Origin of the sequence: Robertmurraya phoenicis (assembly GCF_047302285.1) — a bacterium.
In the GTDB taxonomy this organism is placed as follows: domain Bacteria; phylum Bacillota; class Bacilli; order Bacillales; family Cytobacillaceae; genus Robertmurraya.
In genome coordinates, this window is the sequence record NZ_CP154845.1 from 4,067,945 (window position 1) to 4,084,504 (window position 16,560).

The window sequence follows — 16,560 nt, forward strand, 5'->3', positions numbered from 1 at the left end:
CCTCTTGGCTTTACTTAAAATCATGATTTTGCTTAATATGTTGTAATAGTTTTTCACAGCCTTGTTGTAATAAATCGAAGACTTCTTGGAAATTTCCAGTATAGTATGGATCAGGAATGTTCTTGTTCTTAATATGTGGAACATAGTCCAATAGAACTTCAATTTTCGCTTTTGGAAAAGCTGATTTCAGTTTTTCAATATTTCTCTTATTATCGCTATCCATCGCAATAATATAATCAAATTCCTCAAGATCTTTCGATTCGACTTGTCTTGCCTTAATTCCTTCAAAATCTATGCGATTGATCTTTAATATATTTCTTGTTCCTTCATGAGGTGGTTGTCCAATATGCCAATCACCAGTGCCTGCAGAATCAACAACCATTTCCCCTTCAAGTCCTTCCCTCTTTACAACATCTCGAAACATCGCCTCTGCCATCGGAGAGCGGCAAATATTTCCGAGACATACAAACAACACTTTTACCATATGTAACATCCCTCCAATACCATTCTCTTCGATTTCCCCTCAAACATGCAACTGTTTAATGAGATTTCCTGATGATAAATCATAAAATTCATGTAACAGCCTGTCCTTAAACAAGGAAAGATGTTACTATTCACTAAAGGAAGTTAAAGAATGATTCATGAATGGGACAAAACCATAGAGAATATTAAATAGTAGAGGTATCACAAAGAAAACTACGAAAGGTGGAAAATGAATGAATTTATCAACAGCATCGGTAGAAAATGTGGAGTATATGATTGAAAAAATTAAAGAAAAGCTTAAAGTCTTGAATCTTGGGGCAATTAAACCATCCCATTTTGATGAGAATATGTACGAAGAGTTGAAAGAAATCTATGAACTAGTCATGAAAAAGAATTCCTTCAGCCCAAATGAAATGCAAGCTCTTGCTGAAGAACTTGGCAATCTGAGAAAACAATAGATACATAAAAAGGGCGTTCCAAAGCAAATTGGAACGCCCTTTCTTTTGTTTAAATCCTTACGTATCCAAAACTTCCGTAATCAACAATGTATGATGGTCGCCTAAAGAAATCTCCTCTTCAGTATCAAAATAGCGTACGAACGGTCTTTGTAAGTTTCCGACAATCTTCGTTACAATCGCATCTCGACCATTATTGAGCCTGACCATTGTTCCTGGAATATAGCTTGGAACTTGTTGTACGAAGAGACTAATGAGCTCCGATGGAAAAAGAGTACCACTCTTCGTCATAATATATTCCATTGCCTCATGTGGTGGCAGCCTGTCCTTTGATATGGCGTTGTCGTAGACATTAGCAAGCGCGCAAATTTGCGCAAATTCATGGATTTCCTTTTCTGCTAATCCCCTTGGCTCTCCACTTCCATCGATCGCTTCATGATGCTGATAAGCCACATGTGCTGATACAATACTAACCTCTCTTACTTTCCGTAAATATTCAAAACCACTTCTGGCATGATGTTCCGATTCTTGTCCAAGCGCTTTTCCGATATCATGAAGAAGACAGCCTAGTGCCAAGTCCTTTAATGGCTTTTGAGAAACGCCCAGTTTCTTTGCTAACTGGAGTGAGAGCAGGGAGACATTGACAGCATGGGCATACTCCCTTAGTTCTTCTGCTAAAGAAGATGTAGGGATAAGAAATAGTGCTTTTCTTTTTGCCACCTCTTCCACAAAGAGGACAACTTGCTTTTGTAAATCACGAATGGGAAGTTCTTTTTTCTCTTTGACAGCCTCAAAAGCAGTTTTCAATGTCTCAATCGCTTCCATCCACGTTGGGACATCGACCATTTCTTCCATTGTGATTCCATAGGAAGCAGCATCCTCGATAAATAGATATCGTATATCTAGTGCCACTAATCTCTCTAAATAAGCAGGATGTATTGTTCTCCCTACACCTAGCAATATACGTCTATGCTTATCAAAAATTGGCCTCGCAAGCTGCATTAATTTTGGGTTATATTCATCAATACTAATAAGTCTCATGCACTTCTTCCTCATACACCATTATTTGACGAGCCCATTTTAGAAAAGTCGTATCTGGGAAAAGATTTTCTTCCTTATCCTTCTTGATCCGTTAAAATAACAGGTCCGTTCTTCGTAATGGCAATTGTATGTTCATATTGAGCAGAGTATTTTCCATCGATCGTACGAGCGGTCCAGCCATTGCTATCCATCTTCATTTCATACTGTCCCATATTGACCATCGGTTCAATCGTAAAGACCATTCCTTCTTTTATTCTTGGTCCTTTTCCAGGAAGACCGAAATGTGGAACATCAGGCTTTTCATGGATAACTGTACCGATTCCATGTCCGATAAAATCACGAACAACCGAAAACCCTTCTCCCTCCACATAAGTTTGAATCGCATGACCGATATCGCCAATGCGGTTTCCAATTTGAGCTTGTTCGATTCCTTTATAAAGTGCTTCTTTCGTAACGTGTAATAGCTTTTCCGTACGCTCTGGTACTTCACCCACTGCATATGTCCAAGCTGAATCTGCTAAAGCCCCATTTAAATTAACTACCATATCAATTGTCACAATATCCCCTGTTTTTAATGGTTCCTTTCTTGGAAACCCATGACATATTTCATCATTAATACTTGCACATGTAGCAAACTCATAGCCCTTATAGCCCTTTTGTTCAGCAGTAGCCCCATGTTTTTGTAAAAAAGAATCGACAAATTTTTCTATTTCCCAAGTCGTAATTCCTGGTTGAATCATTTTGGCAATTTCTTTATGAACAGAAGCTAGCACTTCACCAGCTTTCTTCATCATGTCAATTTCTCTTTGTGATTTTAAAACAATCATTGATAGACCCTCCTTCATACAAGTACAAAGTACCTTCCACCATTGTAATACTTTTCAAGTAACAATCAAAATGATTTAATTTTCGAAATGTGTCAAATTAAGCATTGTCATGAATGAATTAATATTCTACTATGTAGATAAATATTATTTAATAAATGTGAAAAGCTTAATAATTCGAAAGAACTTTTTGTTCTAAATATGGAACTACTTTTCAATATTTGATATTATTAAAGTATACATTTTGATAGGATGTGTGATTTTTGATGATTGGTGATCGTGTAAAAAAACTCAGACTTGAAAAGAAGATGTCTCTTTCAGAGCTTGCGGAACAAGCTGGAGTGGCAAAATCTTATTTAAGTTCATTAGAAAGAAACCTACAAAATAATCCGTCCATTCAATTTCTCGAAAAAATTGCTGGCGTTCTCCATGTTCCAGTAGATTACCTAATCCATGAACACTTAAATGATGATGATCTTGATTCAGAATGGATTAAGATTGTAAAAGAAGCAATGGACTCCGGTATTACGAAAGAACAATTTAGGGAATATCTTGAGTTTAATAAATGGAGAGCCAATCAAGACAAATAATTTTCAGCTTCTGAAAGTATATTTGAGGCTAAGGCGGAGTGACACTAAAACTAGCAAAACCTGTTCTTTTCAAGAACAGGTTTTTTCATTTGAGTTCACAATGTATTAAAGTGGTTTAAAAACGAACAATTACTATATTACCTTCTCGTCGTTCACTTTTATTATATAAATAATCCCTACGAATGTTCGTTTTTAACTTGAAGTGTGCCTTTTGAAATTGAATAATTTATATGTTAGGTTTCATTGAGCGGTGATGGTTTCAAAAGTTGATCTAGAATGAAGTCAGAAGAGATATGCGATAGTGATATATGTTTGTTTAGCTACTCGAAGCGCTATTGCTTGACGGTTTTGTTAGCAAGAAATTCGCGAACTTCCTCCTTTTCAATTCCGAGTTTTTTTGCCTCTTTAATTAGTTCCAACCATTCCATATCCAATCCTTCAATTCTTCCTTTCATTTCTATCACCATTTTTCCCCCCAAAATTCAGCACGAATTTCAGCAGTCCAGCCGTCATAGTTCTCCTACCTTAGACCTGAGACTTTGCGCCCCCATCTTTCAACAGGTTTGCCTTTTTCTTGCGTCCTTTAATTTTTTTACTATAAAAGTTATCCCACTTATAGTCTACTTCTTTTTAATCAATAAAAGTGTAACTATTTGTCAACCATTAGAATATTTCGAAAGTTTTTTTTAAACAATTTTCGTCAACTAGCTACAGGAATAAATCATCAAATAAGCAAATAACATTACGACTTTGGAATAGATGTCATTTCCTGTCGAAATTTATTGTTCTAGAATCCAGTAGGAAAGTCATCGAATAAAAATGATTAAATCTATCTAGTAATGCCCTTTTCATTTTCCACTTTACCTTTAGGCAACAGTGAAGTCGAACCAGACAAAGTTTTTATGTATAGTTGCTCAAATGTTATAGGATCGAAAAATGGTTGAGCCGTCAAATCATGCCCGCATTCAGGACATAACCAGTCTCCAAACTCACTGCTGCTAAAAGAAGGTTTATTACATTTATCACAATTCTTTCGGTACAATCACACCACCCTCTCACCTGTTCTTTTAAAATTATCAGTTGTTCTTAATTAAGAATATAGTTTCATTTTAGTCTTTTTATAAAAATTTTGAAATATGGAAATTTTGTCATTTTTTCGTTTTAACGAACGTATTTCTCTTTATTTCGTCCATATCCTTCAAATCTCTTACTTTTTACATTTTATTTCTATTTTTAATCAAATATGCCCTTGAATAAAAATTGTTTCTGTTTAGGTCCAATGATACATAAAAATATTGTCTGAATTATCAAAAAACACTATACTAACAGTAATAATCTTAAAAACGTATGAAAGGTGGTATTTAAATGACATTTTTTCATATCCTAAATTTCGCTATTCCTATTGTCTCCATGATTGGACTCGGTTTCTTACTTGACCGAATGTGTAACCCTGAAAAAACAACCAAAAAAGAAAACGTTTCCAAGTAAAATAAAAAAAAGGAGCACAAACCAATTTGGTCTGTACTACTTTTTTCATTCAAAGGTTATCGGCAATATTAGTACTTCAACACGACGATTTTTTGCTTTTCCCTCACTTGTAGCATTGCTTGCTACAGGTTGGAATTCACCGAATCCTTTGGCACTAAACCATGCGGGATCCAGTTTATCGTTTTTCAGAACAATTTTCATAAAGTTTATCGCTCGCATAACACTTAACTCCCAGTTTGATTCAAAACGAGGATTGCTTATTGGAACATTATCAGTATGGCCACTAATAATAATATTTCGCGGTGGACTCATAACAAGTAGTTCAGAAATTTCATCAGCTGTATGCACATCTTCCGGTCTCACATCCGCACTACCAGATGCGAATAAAACATTATCTCGGATCGTTAACAGCAGCCCTTCGTCTGTTAATGAAGCGTCGAGCTTATCTGTTAGATTATTTTCTTCAATATAGACGTTTACCTTTTTTTGAATGTTCTCTAATTCCAATTGCTCGATTTTTTCAGCCTTTTCTTCTTCACTATCGCTGTCTTCTTGTCCTTCTATATCATCAATTGCCTGCGCTTCATCTTCAGGCATCGGACTTGGGTAATCCAAAACACCTGTACCACCAGAAAGTGCTTGATTAAAAGCCTGAGACATTTTTTCTAGCTTTTGCGCATCTATCGTACTCATTGAAAATAAGACGATAAACAATGCCAATAATAATGTTAAAATATCTGCATACGGGATCAGCCACGATTCGTCTACATGTTCTTCGTGCTGTTCCTTTTTTCTTCGTTTACTCACCCTTCTTCTCACCGCTTTCCTCTTGGAAATTCTTCCTTTCACTGACTGGTAAGTATGAAGCTAATTTCTGTTCAATCACTCTTGGAGCTTCTCCCTCTAAGATAGAAAGTACACCTTCAATCATCATGTACTTTAATTTTGCTTCTACCTTAGATTTTCTTTTCAATTTATTAGCAAATGGATGCCATAATGCGTATCCAGTGAAAATACCGAGCAAGGTTGCGACAAAGGCAGCACTAATCGCGCGACCAAGTGCATCAATATCACTCATATCCTGTAGTGCGGCAATTAATCCGACAACGGCACCTAATACTCCAAGCGTCGGTGCATATGTTCCTGCTTGACTAAAAATGAGTGCGCCCTGATGATGTCTTTCCTCCATCGCTTCTATTTCTTCTGTCAGAACATCGCGAATGTAATCCGCACTTTGCCCATCAACTGCTAAAGTGAGACCATTCTTTAAAAAATCATCATCAATTTCAGACGTTTTTGCTTCTAATGCAAGGAGTCCCTCTTTACGAGCTAGTTGCGCCCACTCAGAAAACATCCCAATTAAATCAGCTGGATTCATAAGTTTTTTTTCTTTAAACAGAATTCCAAATAGTTTAGGAACCTTTTTTATTTCAGAGGTTGGAAAGGCAATGGTCACCGTACCAATCGTTCCAAAAATAATAATTAAGATTGCAGCAGGGTTCACCAGAACACCGATGTCAACTCCTTTTAAGACCATTCCTACTCCAACACCAAGAATTGCTACTATTAAGCCTATTACCGACGTTTTATCCATTTTTGTTCCACCTATCCCTTATGCGACTATTTGACTATGTTGATGTTTTCATTGTTTTCTAGTATAAAATAATAGTTTTATCTTATTATTTATTTCGACAAGTAAGACGATATTTTTAGTTTTCCTGATGATTTTTCAAAATTATCTTCTCGAACGAGAGAGGATTTTGAAAAAATTCCAAATAAAAATAGATAAAGGAAAGGCATAATATGTAGTCATGCCTTTCCTTTATCTAAATAGTTTTGTAATAAATAATCGTAGGTTCTAATTCACCATTTCCCGATTGCGCAAAATAAGGGATTTTTCCAGCTTGATTAAAACCAAGCGAATTATAAAGAATGTTAGAAGGATCCCCTTCTCTTGTATCGAGAACTAATAATGACCTGTTTTCCTCCTTAGCTCGCTCCTCAGTTATTTTCATTAAATGACGAGCCACACCATTACGCCGATAATATGGATGAGTCATAAGTTTCGCAATCTCAGCTCTATGTTTTCCATTCTGTTTCGAACATAAATGTAGTTGAACAGTCCCTGCTATCTCATTATTGATTTTCGCAACAAAGAGAATTACATCTGGATTCAATACATTTCTCCAAAATTTTTCTGCTACGGTCCGTTGTAATGGAGGCAGAAAACCAATTGAAGCACCGCCATCAACAACCTTTACAAGAAGCTCCGATAGCTCTTCTATATGTTCTTCAATGGAGTTTAATTGTTCTATTGTGATATTCTCACCCAAAATCCTCACCCTACATTCATTTATTATACATTTAAGTTACCAATAAGGACGATGGATGCGCAATCTAAATGTTAGCTAATATAACAGTAATAATTGCTTCGATACGACTGAATTTCACTTTAAAAAAAGGGCAAGATATGAAAAGTAGAAAGGAGTGTAGAATATGGCAAGAGGTAAGGAACTCAATCATAAACGTAAAGGTCATCCAGGAAAATTCCCTGAAGATACACTAGTAGAGCGAAAATCGAAAGACGCCATTGGAGATGAAGAGTTTATCGTTGTTCAAGAAGCGTTTAAAAACCGTCTGGAACAAGAAGATGTTGAGTGAAATAGCTCTACCAAAAAACATTTTTTCTAAAACGAAACCTCCTCTTTTTCAAATCGTATTTAATAGCGAAATCACTAATTGGAAAGTGCTCGCCATTTGGCCCGCACTCGGAGGAGGAAAATCGAATGATAGTATCTACAACACCTACATTACAAGGAAAAGAAATTGATCGTTACATGGGAATTGTAACTGGAGAAGCTATAATGGGCGCAAATGTCGTGCGTGATTTCTTAGCTGGAATCACCGACGTAATTGGCGGGCGTAGCAGTGCATATGAAGATAAGCTATCCCAAGGTCGTGAAATCGCGATTCGTGAAATGGAAGACCAAGCTCGTAGATTAGGCGCAAATGCAGTCGTTGGCGTTGACCTTGACTTCGAAACACTACGTGATGGCATGATGATGTGTGTTGCCACTGGCACAGCTGTATTTATCAAGGAACAATATTAAATTTCGTCACTGAAAGCTCTCAACTTATCTTGAGAGCTTTTTCTTAAAATTGGTCACAACAATTTGACCGTATACATTTTCATCGATTTTCTCAAATCCTAACCTTTTATAAAACTCTATCGCAGGAAGGTTCTTTGCCCCAGTTGAGACAATCATGAATAAGGCGTCTTCATACTGTTTCTCTACATGCTTCACCATACTTTTCGCAATTCCTTTTCGAAAATAACTAGGATGCACCATGACCCGATGGAGATCGATCACTCCTTTTATCACCTTATAGGATAAGACCCCTACTAGTCTCCCTTCAATAAAATAGCCAATAAATAACTCATCACTGCTTACCAATTGCTCTAGCGCTTCCTTTAATGGCGGAATCTCATAAGACCCGATAAGCTCTGCTTCGACTTGATAAGATTGCTTTTGTAACTCAAGAACGATCTCACCATATTTTTTTATAGCAAATTCTTTAATCATCTAATACCTCCCCTGTCCACCCCATTACCAATCTTCTCTATTATCCGTTATACTGAGAAGGAATATAAAAAAGGAAATATAGGTGAACAAATGAAATCTCTAGTACTTGCAGAAAAACCGAGTGTTGCTCGTGAAATTGCACGCGTACTTGGTTGTAAACAAATTCATAAAAGTTATATCGAAGGAAATCAATATATTGTCACTTGGGCACTTGGTCATCTAATCGAATTAAAAATGCCAGAGCACTATGATAAAAAATTTCAAAATTGGAATCTTGAAGATCTTCCAATTATCCCTGAGCAGATGGGCACAAAGGTCATGAAACAAACGAGCCATCAATTCAAAGCGATTGAACATTTATCAAAACGTAAAGATATTAAGGATTGTATCATTGCTACGGACGCTGGTCGAGAAGGTGAACTAGTTGCTCGCTGGATTTTAGACAAAGTACGTTGGAAAAAACCAATGAAACGTTTATGGATCTCTTCTCATACAGACCGTTCCATTAAGGAAGGGTTCCAAAAACTAAAGCTAGGAAAAGACTTTGATAACCTCTATGAATCTGCCGTATGCCGGGCAGAAGCGGACTGGCTCATCGGCCTTAATGTCACACGTGCACTGACGACTAAATTTCAGGAACCTCTTTCTGCAGGAAGGGTGCAAACTCCTACTCTCTCCCTCATTTTAGAAAGAGAGAAAACAATCCAAAGCTTCGTACCGAAAGAATATTGGACGATTGAAGCACAAATCGGTCCTTTGAGAACAAGCTGGGAGGAAAAGGGAGAAAAAAGAATCTTTTCTCAAGAAAAGGCTCAAAAGATAGTGGATAAAGTGATAGCAAATAAAGGCATTGTTCAATCACTCGAGCGTAAGGAAAAAAGTGAGCAACAACCACTTCCGTATGACTTAACCGAGCTCCAAAGAGATGCCAATAATCGTTTTGGCTTTTCTGCTAAAAAAACATTATCTGTTTTGCAAAAGCTTTATGAACAATATAAACTCGTGACCTATCCAAGAACAGACTCCCGTTATTTAACAAGGGATATGGAAGGAACAATGCTTGATCGTTTACACGGGTTAGCATCTAGCTATCGAGATGAGGTTAAGCCACTTATCGCCAGTAAGGGAAAAGTGATAGCAAAACGAGTATTTAATAATGAAAAAGTAACCGATCATCACGCGATTATTCCAACAGAGGAACGCTCTCAATTAAGCGATCTGTCCAATGATGAACGAAAGCTATATGACTTGATCGTAAGAAGATTTCTCGCTTTATTCCATCAGCCCTACAAATATGAAGGGATTAAAGCAATGATTGAAGTAAACGGAGAAATTTTCACCATAAACGAAACAGTCGTTGTCGATTCTGGCTTCAAGAAAATCACCCAGAAAGAAATAACCGCTGACGGGAAATTGCTCGGAACGATTGCAAAAGGGCAAAGCTTTACCGTTCAAAGCGCGAACCTAGAGAAAAAGCTGACAGAGCCTCCAGCAAGATACTCTGAAGCGGATGTTCTTACACAAATGGAAAAGCATGGTCTTGGAACCCCTGCTACTCGTGCTGAAATCATTGAACGACTTATCCAAACGGAAGTAGTCGAAAGAAAAAATGGTCGCTTCTACACGACAGCTAAAGGAAAACAATTGATTGATATCGTTAACGAAGAACTCAAATCTCCTGAGCTCACCGCAAAATGGGAAAAGGAGCTTGAATCTATCTCTCATGGGAAAAGCGATCCGAAAGTGTTCAAGCAAAAAATCCGCAAACAAACCGAACAGCTCATATCTGAAATTAAAAAGAGCAACCAACAGTATAAGGCCCATAATCTAACTGGCTCAAAATGTCCGGAGTGTGGCTCATTCCTCAAGGAAAGAACCACGAAGGAAGGAAAAATGCTCGTTTGTTCAAGCCTTGATTGTCGCTATCGCAAAAGAAAGGATCCGAAACTTTCCAATCGCCGCTGCCCTACTTGCCATAAGAAAATGGAGATGCACGAAGGAAAAGCTGGTCTTTACTTCCAATGCCGCCCATGTAATGTCGTAGAAAAGGCAGAAGGAAAGAAAAAAGCCGTCACAAAGCGCGAAGAACGAAAATTGGTACAGAAGTATTCACAGCAAGATGATTTTGGAACAAGCTTAGGAGACTTATTAAAAGCAGCGATGGAGAAAAAAGATTAATATACTCTTGAACCAAGCTTTTTAGCTTGGTTTTTTTATGCTTTGAAGAGACTCTCCGCTCGGTTATCGACTGATTGAGCAATTGTTTGGTATAATATGTTTTGTGAAAATATCATTTCTTATTATTTATCTTAAATAGAGTTGAAAGTGAGTGTTCAATTATGGGCCGTAAATGGAATAATATTAAAGACAAAAAGGCGGCAAAAGACGCCAATACGAGTCGCATATATGCTAAATTCGGTCGGGAAATTTATGTTGCCGCTAAACAAGGTGAACCAGATCCGGAAGCTAACCAAACGTTAAGATTCGTTTTAGAGCGTGCGAAGACGTACAATGTACCAAGACATATTATTGATCGGGCGATTGAAAAAGCGAAAGGTGGTTCTGACGAGAACTACGATGAGCTACGCTATGAAGGCTTTGGGCCAAGTGGTTCAATGGTCATTGTTGATGCCTTAACGAACAACGTTAACCGTACTGCGTCTGAAGTTCGTGCTGCATTCGGTAAAAACGGTGGTAATATGGGTGTCAGTGGCTCTGTATCCTATATGTTTGATAAAACGGCGGTAATCGGGGTTGAAGGTAAAACAGCTGATGACGTATTAGAATTACTGATGGAAGCAGACATCGATGTCCGTGACATCCTTGAAGAAGAAGACTCTGTCATTGTCTATGCTGAACCAGATCAGTTCCACGCTGTTCAAGAAGCTTTTAAAGGAGCAGGTGTTACGGAATTTACAGTAGCAGAATTAACGATGCTTGCACAAAATGACGTAACTCTTCCTGAAGATGCAGGGGCACAATTTGAAAAAATGATTGATGTACTTGAGGATCTCGAAGATGTTCAACAAGTGTATCATAATGTTGATTTAGAACAATAGAAAATACCTCTTACAATTAAAAGAATCGGCGATTTTTGCCGGTTTTTTTATTATATATTTGATCTAGACTGAATTGTTTATTTTTTCCGTAATAAACGGTATTATAGAAATAATTGAGTCGATCTCACAATGTACAACGGAAAATGGTACATAATGAATTTGATTACATTAATTAACAAAGGAGATTTAATCTTATGGGTGACTTTCAGAAAAATTTAGAAAAATATGCTGAGCTCACGGTGAAGGTCGGCGTCAATATTCAAAAAGGGCAAACATTAGTAATCAACACTGCACTAGATTCAGCTGAATTTGTTCGTCTCGTTGTGAAAAAAGCTTATGAGGCTGGTGCCTATAATGTTGTTGTGAACTGGAGCGATGATGTCGTTTCTCGCACAAAGTATGACCTTGCACCAGATGAATCCTTCCTTGAATATCCAGAATTTCGCGCGAAGGAAATTGTTGATTTAGCAGAAAAAGGTGCTGCCTTCATTTCTGTTGTTTCATCAAGCCCTGACTTACTTAAAGGAGTAAATCCAGAGCGAATTTCTAATTTCCAAAAGGCAGCAGGACAGGCTCTATCTACATATCGTAAATTTATTCAATCAGACAAAGTGAGCTGGACGGTTGTTGCAGCCCCTTCCCAAAAATGGGCAGAGAAAGTATTCCCTAATGAAACACCTGAAGTGAGTGTTCAAAAACTATGGGATGCGATTTTCAAAGCAACACGTGCTGATTTAGACAACCCGGTAGAAGCTTGGAAAAATCATGATGAAACCCTACATGAGAAAGTTAATTACTTAAATGCGAAGCGTTACAAAAAGCTTCACTATAAAGCTCCTGGAACAGACTTAACGATCGAACTTCCAGAAGAACACCTTTGGGTAGGTGCAGGAAGTGTCAATGAAAAAGGGCATGAATTCATGGCCAATATGCCAACTGAAGAAGTGTTCACAGTTCCTTACAAAACTGGCGTTAACGGAACGGTAGCTAGCACAAAGCCATTGAGTTACGGCGGAAATTTAATTGATAATTTCTCTGTAACTTTTGAAAATGGACGTATTGTTGATGTGAAGGCAGAAGAAGGAGAAGAGATTTTGAAGCGTCTTGTGGAGACAGATGAAGGCTCTCATTATTTAGGTGAGGTTGCTCTCGTACCACATAATTCTCCGATTTCACAGTCTAATATTTTGTTCTACAATACCCTTTTTGATGAGAATGCCTCTAACCATCTTGCGATCGGAAGTGCCTACGCATTTTGTATTGAAGGTGGAAAGAAAATGTCGAGTGAAGCTCTGGCTAAAAATGGCTTAAACGAAAGTATCACACATGTTGATTTCATGATCGGTTCTGCTGACATGGATATCGACGGAATTACTGAAAATGGCTCAACAGAACCTGTCTTCCGTAAGGGCGATTGGGCATTCTAAATTAGAACTTTAGACGATACATTTTTTGTATCGTCTTTTTACGTTTAGTCCCTTTTTGAATATTGCATTGTTGTTAAGTTTGTGGGACGATATTAGGTAGAAAAGATAGAAAAAAGGGGGGAATCCGGTTGGTCCGCTATCATATTACCGTTCATGGAAGAGTTCAAGGCGTTGGATATCGTTATTTTACCCAAATGAAAGCCTCTCAATTTGCGATCACAGGATGGGTGAAAAACCTTTCAGAAGGTGGCGTCGAAATTGTCGCAGTTGGGGAAAAAGAAAATCTCGAACAATTTATGGGTAGCTTACGTGAAGGAAATCCATTTTCTAAGGTGACGGACATCAATTTTGTGGAGCTAGAGAATACCGAACCCTTTCATTCTTTTAAAATAAAATATTGAAAGCTCTTTCAACGCAAATCTTTTGTTGAAAGAGCTTTTTTTAATTGCTGATTAAACTGATTTTCTCTGCACTACATAACCTTTTGTCAACAAACTTCCGATAATAAACGCAATGAACGATAGAATAATCGGGAGTGTGATTGTGTGCATTCCAAAGGCATTTGGTAAACGGGTATGAAAATAGATATACGAACCTACCCCTACTACCATCGAGGATAAAGCTCCATACTTATTCCCCGCTTGCCAGTATAGCCCTAGAACCACTGGCCAAATGAAGGCTGCTTCTAATCCTCCAAAAGCAAACAAATTCAACCAAATAATTAAATCAGGTGGGCTTAAAGCCATTAAGAAGACGAGAACTCCAATGATCGTCGTGACCGCTAAGCTAATCTTTTTCACCAGTTGATTGCTCGCATCCGGTTTTATGTAATTTACATATACATCCTTAACGACTGCAGAGCTCACAAGTAATAGCAAAGAATCCACTGTCGACATAATCGCAGCCATTGGAGCAGCTAAAACAAGTCCTGCCACCCAAGCTGGCAACACTTCCATGGCCAATAATGGCATGACTGTATCTCCTTTTTCAATTCCAGGCAAGATTGGACGGGCAAATACCCCAATTAAATGCATCCCTAACATAATAAATCCTACTACTATTGTTCCGACAATGATCGCTTGGTGCATCGCTCGGGCATTTTTATAAGACATGGCACGAATTGTAATTTGCGGAAGCCCGACGACACCTACTCCAACTAAGATCCAAAAAGAAGATACATAGAGTGGTGTTAATCCTCCATCAAATCCATATGGCGTGATTAAATTCGGATTTTCCGTTGCTAAATCAGAAATAATATTGGAAATTCCTCCACCTGCGATTATCGTAGCGATGAGTAGGATGAATGTTCCAATAAACATAACAACCCCTTGCACCGTATCTGTTAAAGCAACTGCTCTAAATCCTCCAATAATGACATATACCATAACCGACAAAGCAAAAATAAAAAGAGAGCTCGTATAACTTAAACCAGTTAATGACTCAATTAATATCGCTCCACCGACCCACTGGGCAGCCATCGCTGAAAATAGGAAAACAATAATGTTTAGCGCTGATAATATCACGACCCATTTCGATTGATAACGTTCCTTTAAATAGTCGACTAATGTGATCGCTTTATATTTTCTCGTCATAATCGCGAATTTTTTTCCAAGGATCATAAGGACAAAATATCCTGTTGCGAGCTGGGCCATCGATAATAATACCCATCCAAGACCTTGTGTATAGGCTGCGCCTGGGCCACCGATAAAACTACTGGCACTTCCGTAAGTAGCCGTCATCGTCATCGCAAGGATAAAGCCACCTAATTGTCTTCCACCAAGAAAATAATCTTGTAGAAATGAATTGGTATTTTTTAGAGATTTGCTAGACCATAAGCCGATCATAAATATTGCTATTAAAAAGAGTAATAATGGAAGGATAACTGCCCAATTCATGATCCATCTCCCTCCTCATCCTCAAATGGAACCTCTTTGAATAATAGTTTGACTACTACTGTTACAAGTGTAACCATGAGGATAAATCCACCAACACAGCTATAGAAGAACCACGCTGGCAATCCCATTACATAGGAATAGTTTTCAACAGATTCAGAACCCATTCCATAGGCAAAGGCAAACCACCAGACAAAATTAATGATTACAAGTACAACACCTATCAAAGCCTCTCTATTCGCAATTTTAAAACGAGGGTCTTTCTGCTCCCTGTCATGATTCATGGAGGGCCTCCTTTCAATACTTCAATCTTTTGTCCCATTTATTGTACATCGTTTTTATTTTACATTATAGTATAGGCAATCGCACTTGCGGAAAAAATGTCGATACTTAAAAAAGGAGGATATCTATGTGGAATGAATTTAAGAAGTTTGCGATGAAAGGAAATGTCATAGACTTGGCTGTCGGAGTTGTCATTGGTGCAGCCTTTGGAAAAATTGTTACTTCCCTCGTTGAAGATTTAATTATGCCTCTAGTTGGTCTTTTAATTGGCGGATTAGACTTTACCAAATTCGCTGTGACAATTGGTGAGGCTGAAGTTAAATATGGCCTTTTCATTCAAAACATCGTCAATTTTTTAATCATTGCCTTCTCCATTTTCTTAGTCGTCCGTTTCATTAATCGTATGAAACGAAAAGAAGAAGTACAGGAAGAAGCCCCAAAAATCGATACAAAAGAAGAACTGTTAAAAGAGATTCGCGATCTATTAAGAGAAAAATAAGAGAGAGACGGCGTGCCTCTCTCTTATTTTAAACTCCTGAATAAGCCATAAAGCCGCCATCCACAGGGACCGTAATTCCAGTAACAAAACCAGAATAAGAATCGTCTACCAACCAGAGTAAGGTTCCAAGTAGATCCTCTGGATTTCCAAAGCGTCTCATTGGCGTATGTGAAATAATTTTGTTTGATCTATCTGTATATGAACCATCTGGATTCATTAACAAATCACGATTTTGTTTCGTCAAAAAGAAGCCTGGTGCGATAGCGTTAACTCGTAACCCTGCCTCTGCAAAATGAGTCGCCATCCACATCGTAAAATTATTTATTCCGGCTTTTGCCGCACTATATGCCGGTACCTTCGTCATCGGCGAATAGGCACTCATCGAAGAGACATTAATAATCGTCGGTGATAATTGCTTTAATAGTTCTTTCCCAAACACTTGGCTTGCTAAAAATGTTCCTGTGAAGTTGCTTGCAAATACTTGTGAAAATCCTTTTTCCTCTAATTCAAAAAATGATTTCCCTTCCACTTCTTCACCAAACGTTTCCATTGCTGTAATCGCATCTGGATGATTTCCACCGGCACCATTAATCAGGATATCAATTCTTCCAAAGGCTTGTACCACTGCTTCTTTCGCCTTTTCTAACGATTCTCGATTTAAAACATCTGCCGCAAGAGCAATTGCCTCTCCACCTGCGGAACAAATTTCAGATACGACTTCTTCCCCTTTTTGAGCCGTTCTATTTAGAATTGCGATCTTCACTCCATGACGCGCGAGTTCTTTACTCATAGCAGAGCAAAGCACCCCGCTCCCCCCTGTTACGACAGCGACTTTTCCTTGTAGATTTTCATGTATTGGAATCACTGCAAATCCCCCATTTCCTAAAGCCCTTTAATCCGTCTATGAACTACCTCATTTTAAAGCATACTTTTCTA

21 protein-coding genes and 1 riboswitch are annotated in these 16,560 nt (G+C 37.9%); of the genes, 10 read left to right on the forward strand and 11 right to left on the reverse strand.

Features of this window, described 5'->3' with window-relative positions; translation table 11 throughout:
• Positions 1-10: 10 nt before the first annotated feature.
• On the reverse strand, positions 11-484 hold the full coding sequence (locus tag AA0X71_RS20385) for a low molecular weight protein-tyrosine-phosphatase (protein WP_413357104.1): 474 nt from the start codon (positions 482-484) through the stop codon (positions 11-13).
• A 232-nt stretch (positions 485-716) separates the two neighbouring features.
• On the opposite strand from AA0X71_RS20385, the gene AA0X71_RS20390 reads away from it, so the two are divergent.
• Positions 717-941, forward strand: coding sequence for a DUF1128 domain-containing protein (locus AA0X71_RS20390; RefSeq protein ID WP_019155261.1), 225 nt, complete (start codon positions 717-719; stop codon positions 939-941).
• Between the two features lie 57 nt (positions 942-998).
• Here the strand turns inward: AA0X71_RS20390 and AA0X71_RS20395 are convergent, their stop codons facing one another.
• Both AA0X71_RS20395 and map read right to left on the reverse strand, forming a co-directional pair.
• The gene (locus AA0X71_RS20395; RefSeq protein ID WP_413357105.1) at positions 999-1,979 is read right to left on the reverse strand and encodes an HD-GYP domain-containing protein; all 981 of its coding nucleotides are present in this window, start codon (positions 1,977-1,979) and stop codon (positions 999-1,001) included.
• Between the two features lie 74 nt (positions 1,980-2,053).
• Positions 2,054-2,806 (reverse strand): type I methionyl aminopeptidase, encoded by a 753-nt coding sequence (gene map, locus AA0X71_RS20400; protein ID WP_413357106.1) that lies wholly within the window; start codon positions 2,804-2,806, stop codon positions 2,054-2,056.
• Between the two features lie 263 nt (positions 2,807-3,069).
• On the opposite strand from map, the gene AA0X71_RS20405 reads away from it, so the two are divergent.
• Complete coding sequence (locus AA0X71_RS20405; RefSeq protein ID WP_413362691.1) at positions 3,070-3,393, forward strand: helix-turn-helix domain-containing protein; 324 nt, start codon at positions 3,070-3,072, stop codon at positions 3,391-3,393.
• 332 nt (positions 3,394-3,725) lie between these two features.
• Here AA0X71_RS20405 and AA0X71_RS20410 read toward each other — a convergent pair whose 3' ends face one another.
• The gene (locus tag AA0X71_RS20410; RefSeq protein ID WP_019155265.1) at positions 3,726-3,860 is read right to left on the reverse strand and encodes an anti-repressor SinI family protein; all 135 of its coding nucleotides are present in this window, start codon (positions 3,858-3,860) and stop codon (positions 3,726-3,728) included.
• A gap of 26 nt (positions 3,861-3,886) precedes the next feature.
• Positions 3,887-3,971, reverse strand: a riboswitch (cyclic di-GMP riboswitch).
• Positions 3,972-4,758: 787 nt separating this feature from the next.
• On the opposite strand from AA0X71_RS20410, the gene AA0X71_RS20415 reads away from it, so the two are divergent.
• A complete protein-coding gene (locus tag AA0X71_RS20415) occupies positions 4,759-4,881 on the forward strand; it encodes a hypothetical protein (protein WP_413357107.1) in 123 nt (40 codons plus the stop codon).
• A 45-nt stretch (positions 4,882-4,926) separates the two neighbouring features.
• Here AA0X71_RS20415 and motB read toward each other — a convergent pair whose 3' ends face one another.
• From motB to AA0X71_RS20430, 3 genes are all read right to left on the reverse strand, one after another.
• Positions 4,927-5,688: a flagellar motor protein MotB gene (motB, locus tag AA0X71_RS20420; RefSeq protein WP_413357108.1), complete on the reverse strand. Its 762-nt coding sequence runs from the start codon at positions 5,686-5,688 to the stop codon at positions 4,927-4,929.
• A complete protein-coding gene (gene motA, locus AA0X71_RS20425; RefSeq protein ID WP_413357109.1) occupies positions 5,681-6,475 on the reverse strand; it encodes a flagellar motor stator protein MotA in 795 nt (264 codons plus the stop codon). Before motA ends, motB begins: the two co-directional genes overlap by 8 nt.
• Positions 6,476-6,707: 232 nt before the next feature.
• The gene (locus tag AA0X71_RS20430; RefSeq protein ID WP_413357110.1) at positions 6,708-7,214 is read right to left on the reverse strand and encodes a GNAT family N-acetyltransferase; all 507 of its coding nucleotides are present in this window, start codon (positions 7,212-7,214) and stop codon (positions 6,708-6,710) included.
• Positions 7,215-7,377: 163 nt separating this feature from the next.
• Between AA0X71_RS20430 and AA0X71_RS20435 the strand changes: the two genes are divergently transcribed.
• The gene (locus AA0X71_RS20435; RefSeq protein ID WP_413357111.1) at positions 7,378-7,542 is read left to right on the forward strand and encodes a hypothetical protein; all 165 of its coding nucleotides are present in this window, start codon (positions 7,378-7,380) and stop codon (positions 7,540-7,542) included.
• A 125-nt stretch (positions 7,543-7,667) separates the two neighbouring features.
• Complete coding sequence (locus AA0X71_RS20440) at positions 7,668-7,991, forward strand: YbjQ family protein (protein ID WP_413357112.1); 324 nt, start codon at positions 7,668-7,670, stop codon at positions 7,989-7,991.
• 24 nt (positions 7,992-8,015) lie between these two features.
• On the opposite strand, the gene AA0X71_RS20445 is transcribed toward AA0X71_RS20440, so the two are convergent.
• A complete protein-coding gene (locus AA0X71_RS20445) occupies positions 8,016-8,465 on the reverse strand; it encodes a GNAT family N-acetyltransferase (RefSeq protein WP_413357113.1) in 450 nt (149 codons plus the stop codon).
• Between the two features lie 90 nt (positions 8,466-8,555).
• Here AA0X71_RS20445 and AA0X71_RS20450 point away from each other — a divergent pair, with 90 nt between their 5' ends.
• The 4 genes from AA0X71_RS20450 to AA0X71_RS20465 all read left to right on the forward strand — a co-directional run bounded on the left by AA0X71_RS20450 (position 8,556) and on the right by AA0X71_RS20465 (position 13,352).
• Complete coding sequence (locus tag AA0X71_RS20450) at positions 8,556-10,643, forward strand: DNA topoisomerase 3 (protein ID WP_413357114.1); 2,088 nt, start codon at positions 8,556-8,558, stop codon at positions 10,641-10,643.
• Positions 10,644-10,804: 161 nt separating this feature from the next.
• Positions 10,805-11,524 carry a YebC/PmpR family DNA-binding transcriptional regulator gene (locus tag AA0X71_RS20455; RefSeq protein WP_413357115.1) on the forward strand — a complete coding sequence of 240 codons (720 nt, stop codon included), beginning with the start codon at positions 10,805-10,807 and terminating at the stop codon, positions 11,522-11,524.
• Positions 11,525-11,718: 194 nt separating this feature from the next.
• Positions 11,719-12,951 (forward strand): aminopeptidase, encoded by a 1,233-nt coding sequence (locus AA0X71_RS20460; protein ID WP_413357116.1) that lies wholly within the window; start codon positions 11,719-11,721, stop codon positions 12,949-12,951.
• 128 nt (positions 12,952-13,079) lie between these two features.
• Positions 13,080-13,352, forward strand: coding sequence for an acylphosphatase (locus AA0X71_RS20465; RefSeq protein WP_413357117.1), 273 nt, complete (start codon positions 13,080-13,082; stop codon positions 13,350-13,352).
• A 51-nt stretch (positions 13,353-13,403) separates the two neighbouring features.
• Here AA0X71_RS20465 and panF read toward each other — a convergent pair whose 3' ends face one another.
• Entirely contained in the window at positions 13,404-14,846 is a 1,443-nt protein-coding gene (panF, locus tag AA0X71_RS20470; RefSeq protein WP_413357118.1) for a sodium/pantothenate symporter, read from the reverse strand.
• Complete coding sequence (locus AA0X71_RS20475) at positions 14,843-15,127, reverse strand: YhdT family protein (protein ID WP_413357119.1); 285 nt, start codon at positions 15,125-15,127, stop codon at positions 14,843-14,845. Before AA0X71_RS20475 ends, panF begins: the two co-directional genes overlap by 4 nt.
• Positions 15,128-15,252: 125 nt before the next feature.
• Between AA0X71_RS20475 and mscL the strand changes: the two genes are divergently transcribed.
• A complete protein-coding gene (gene mscL / locus AA0X71_RS20480; RefSeq protein WP_413357120.1) occupies positions 15,253-15,624 on the forward strand; it encodes a large conductance mechanosensitive channel protein MscL in 372 nt (123 codons plus the stop codon).
• A 28-nt stretch (positions 15,625-15,652) separates the two neighbouring features.
• Here mscL and AA0X71_RS20485 read toward each other — a convergent pair whose 3' ends face one another.
• A complete protein-coding gene (locus AA0X71_RS20485; RefSeq protein WP_413357121.1) occupies positions 15,653-16,489 on the reverse strand; it encodes an SDR family oxidoreductase in 837 nt (278 codons plus the stop codon).
• Between the last annotated feature and the right edge of the window lie 71 nt (positions 16,490-16,560).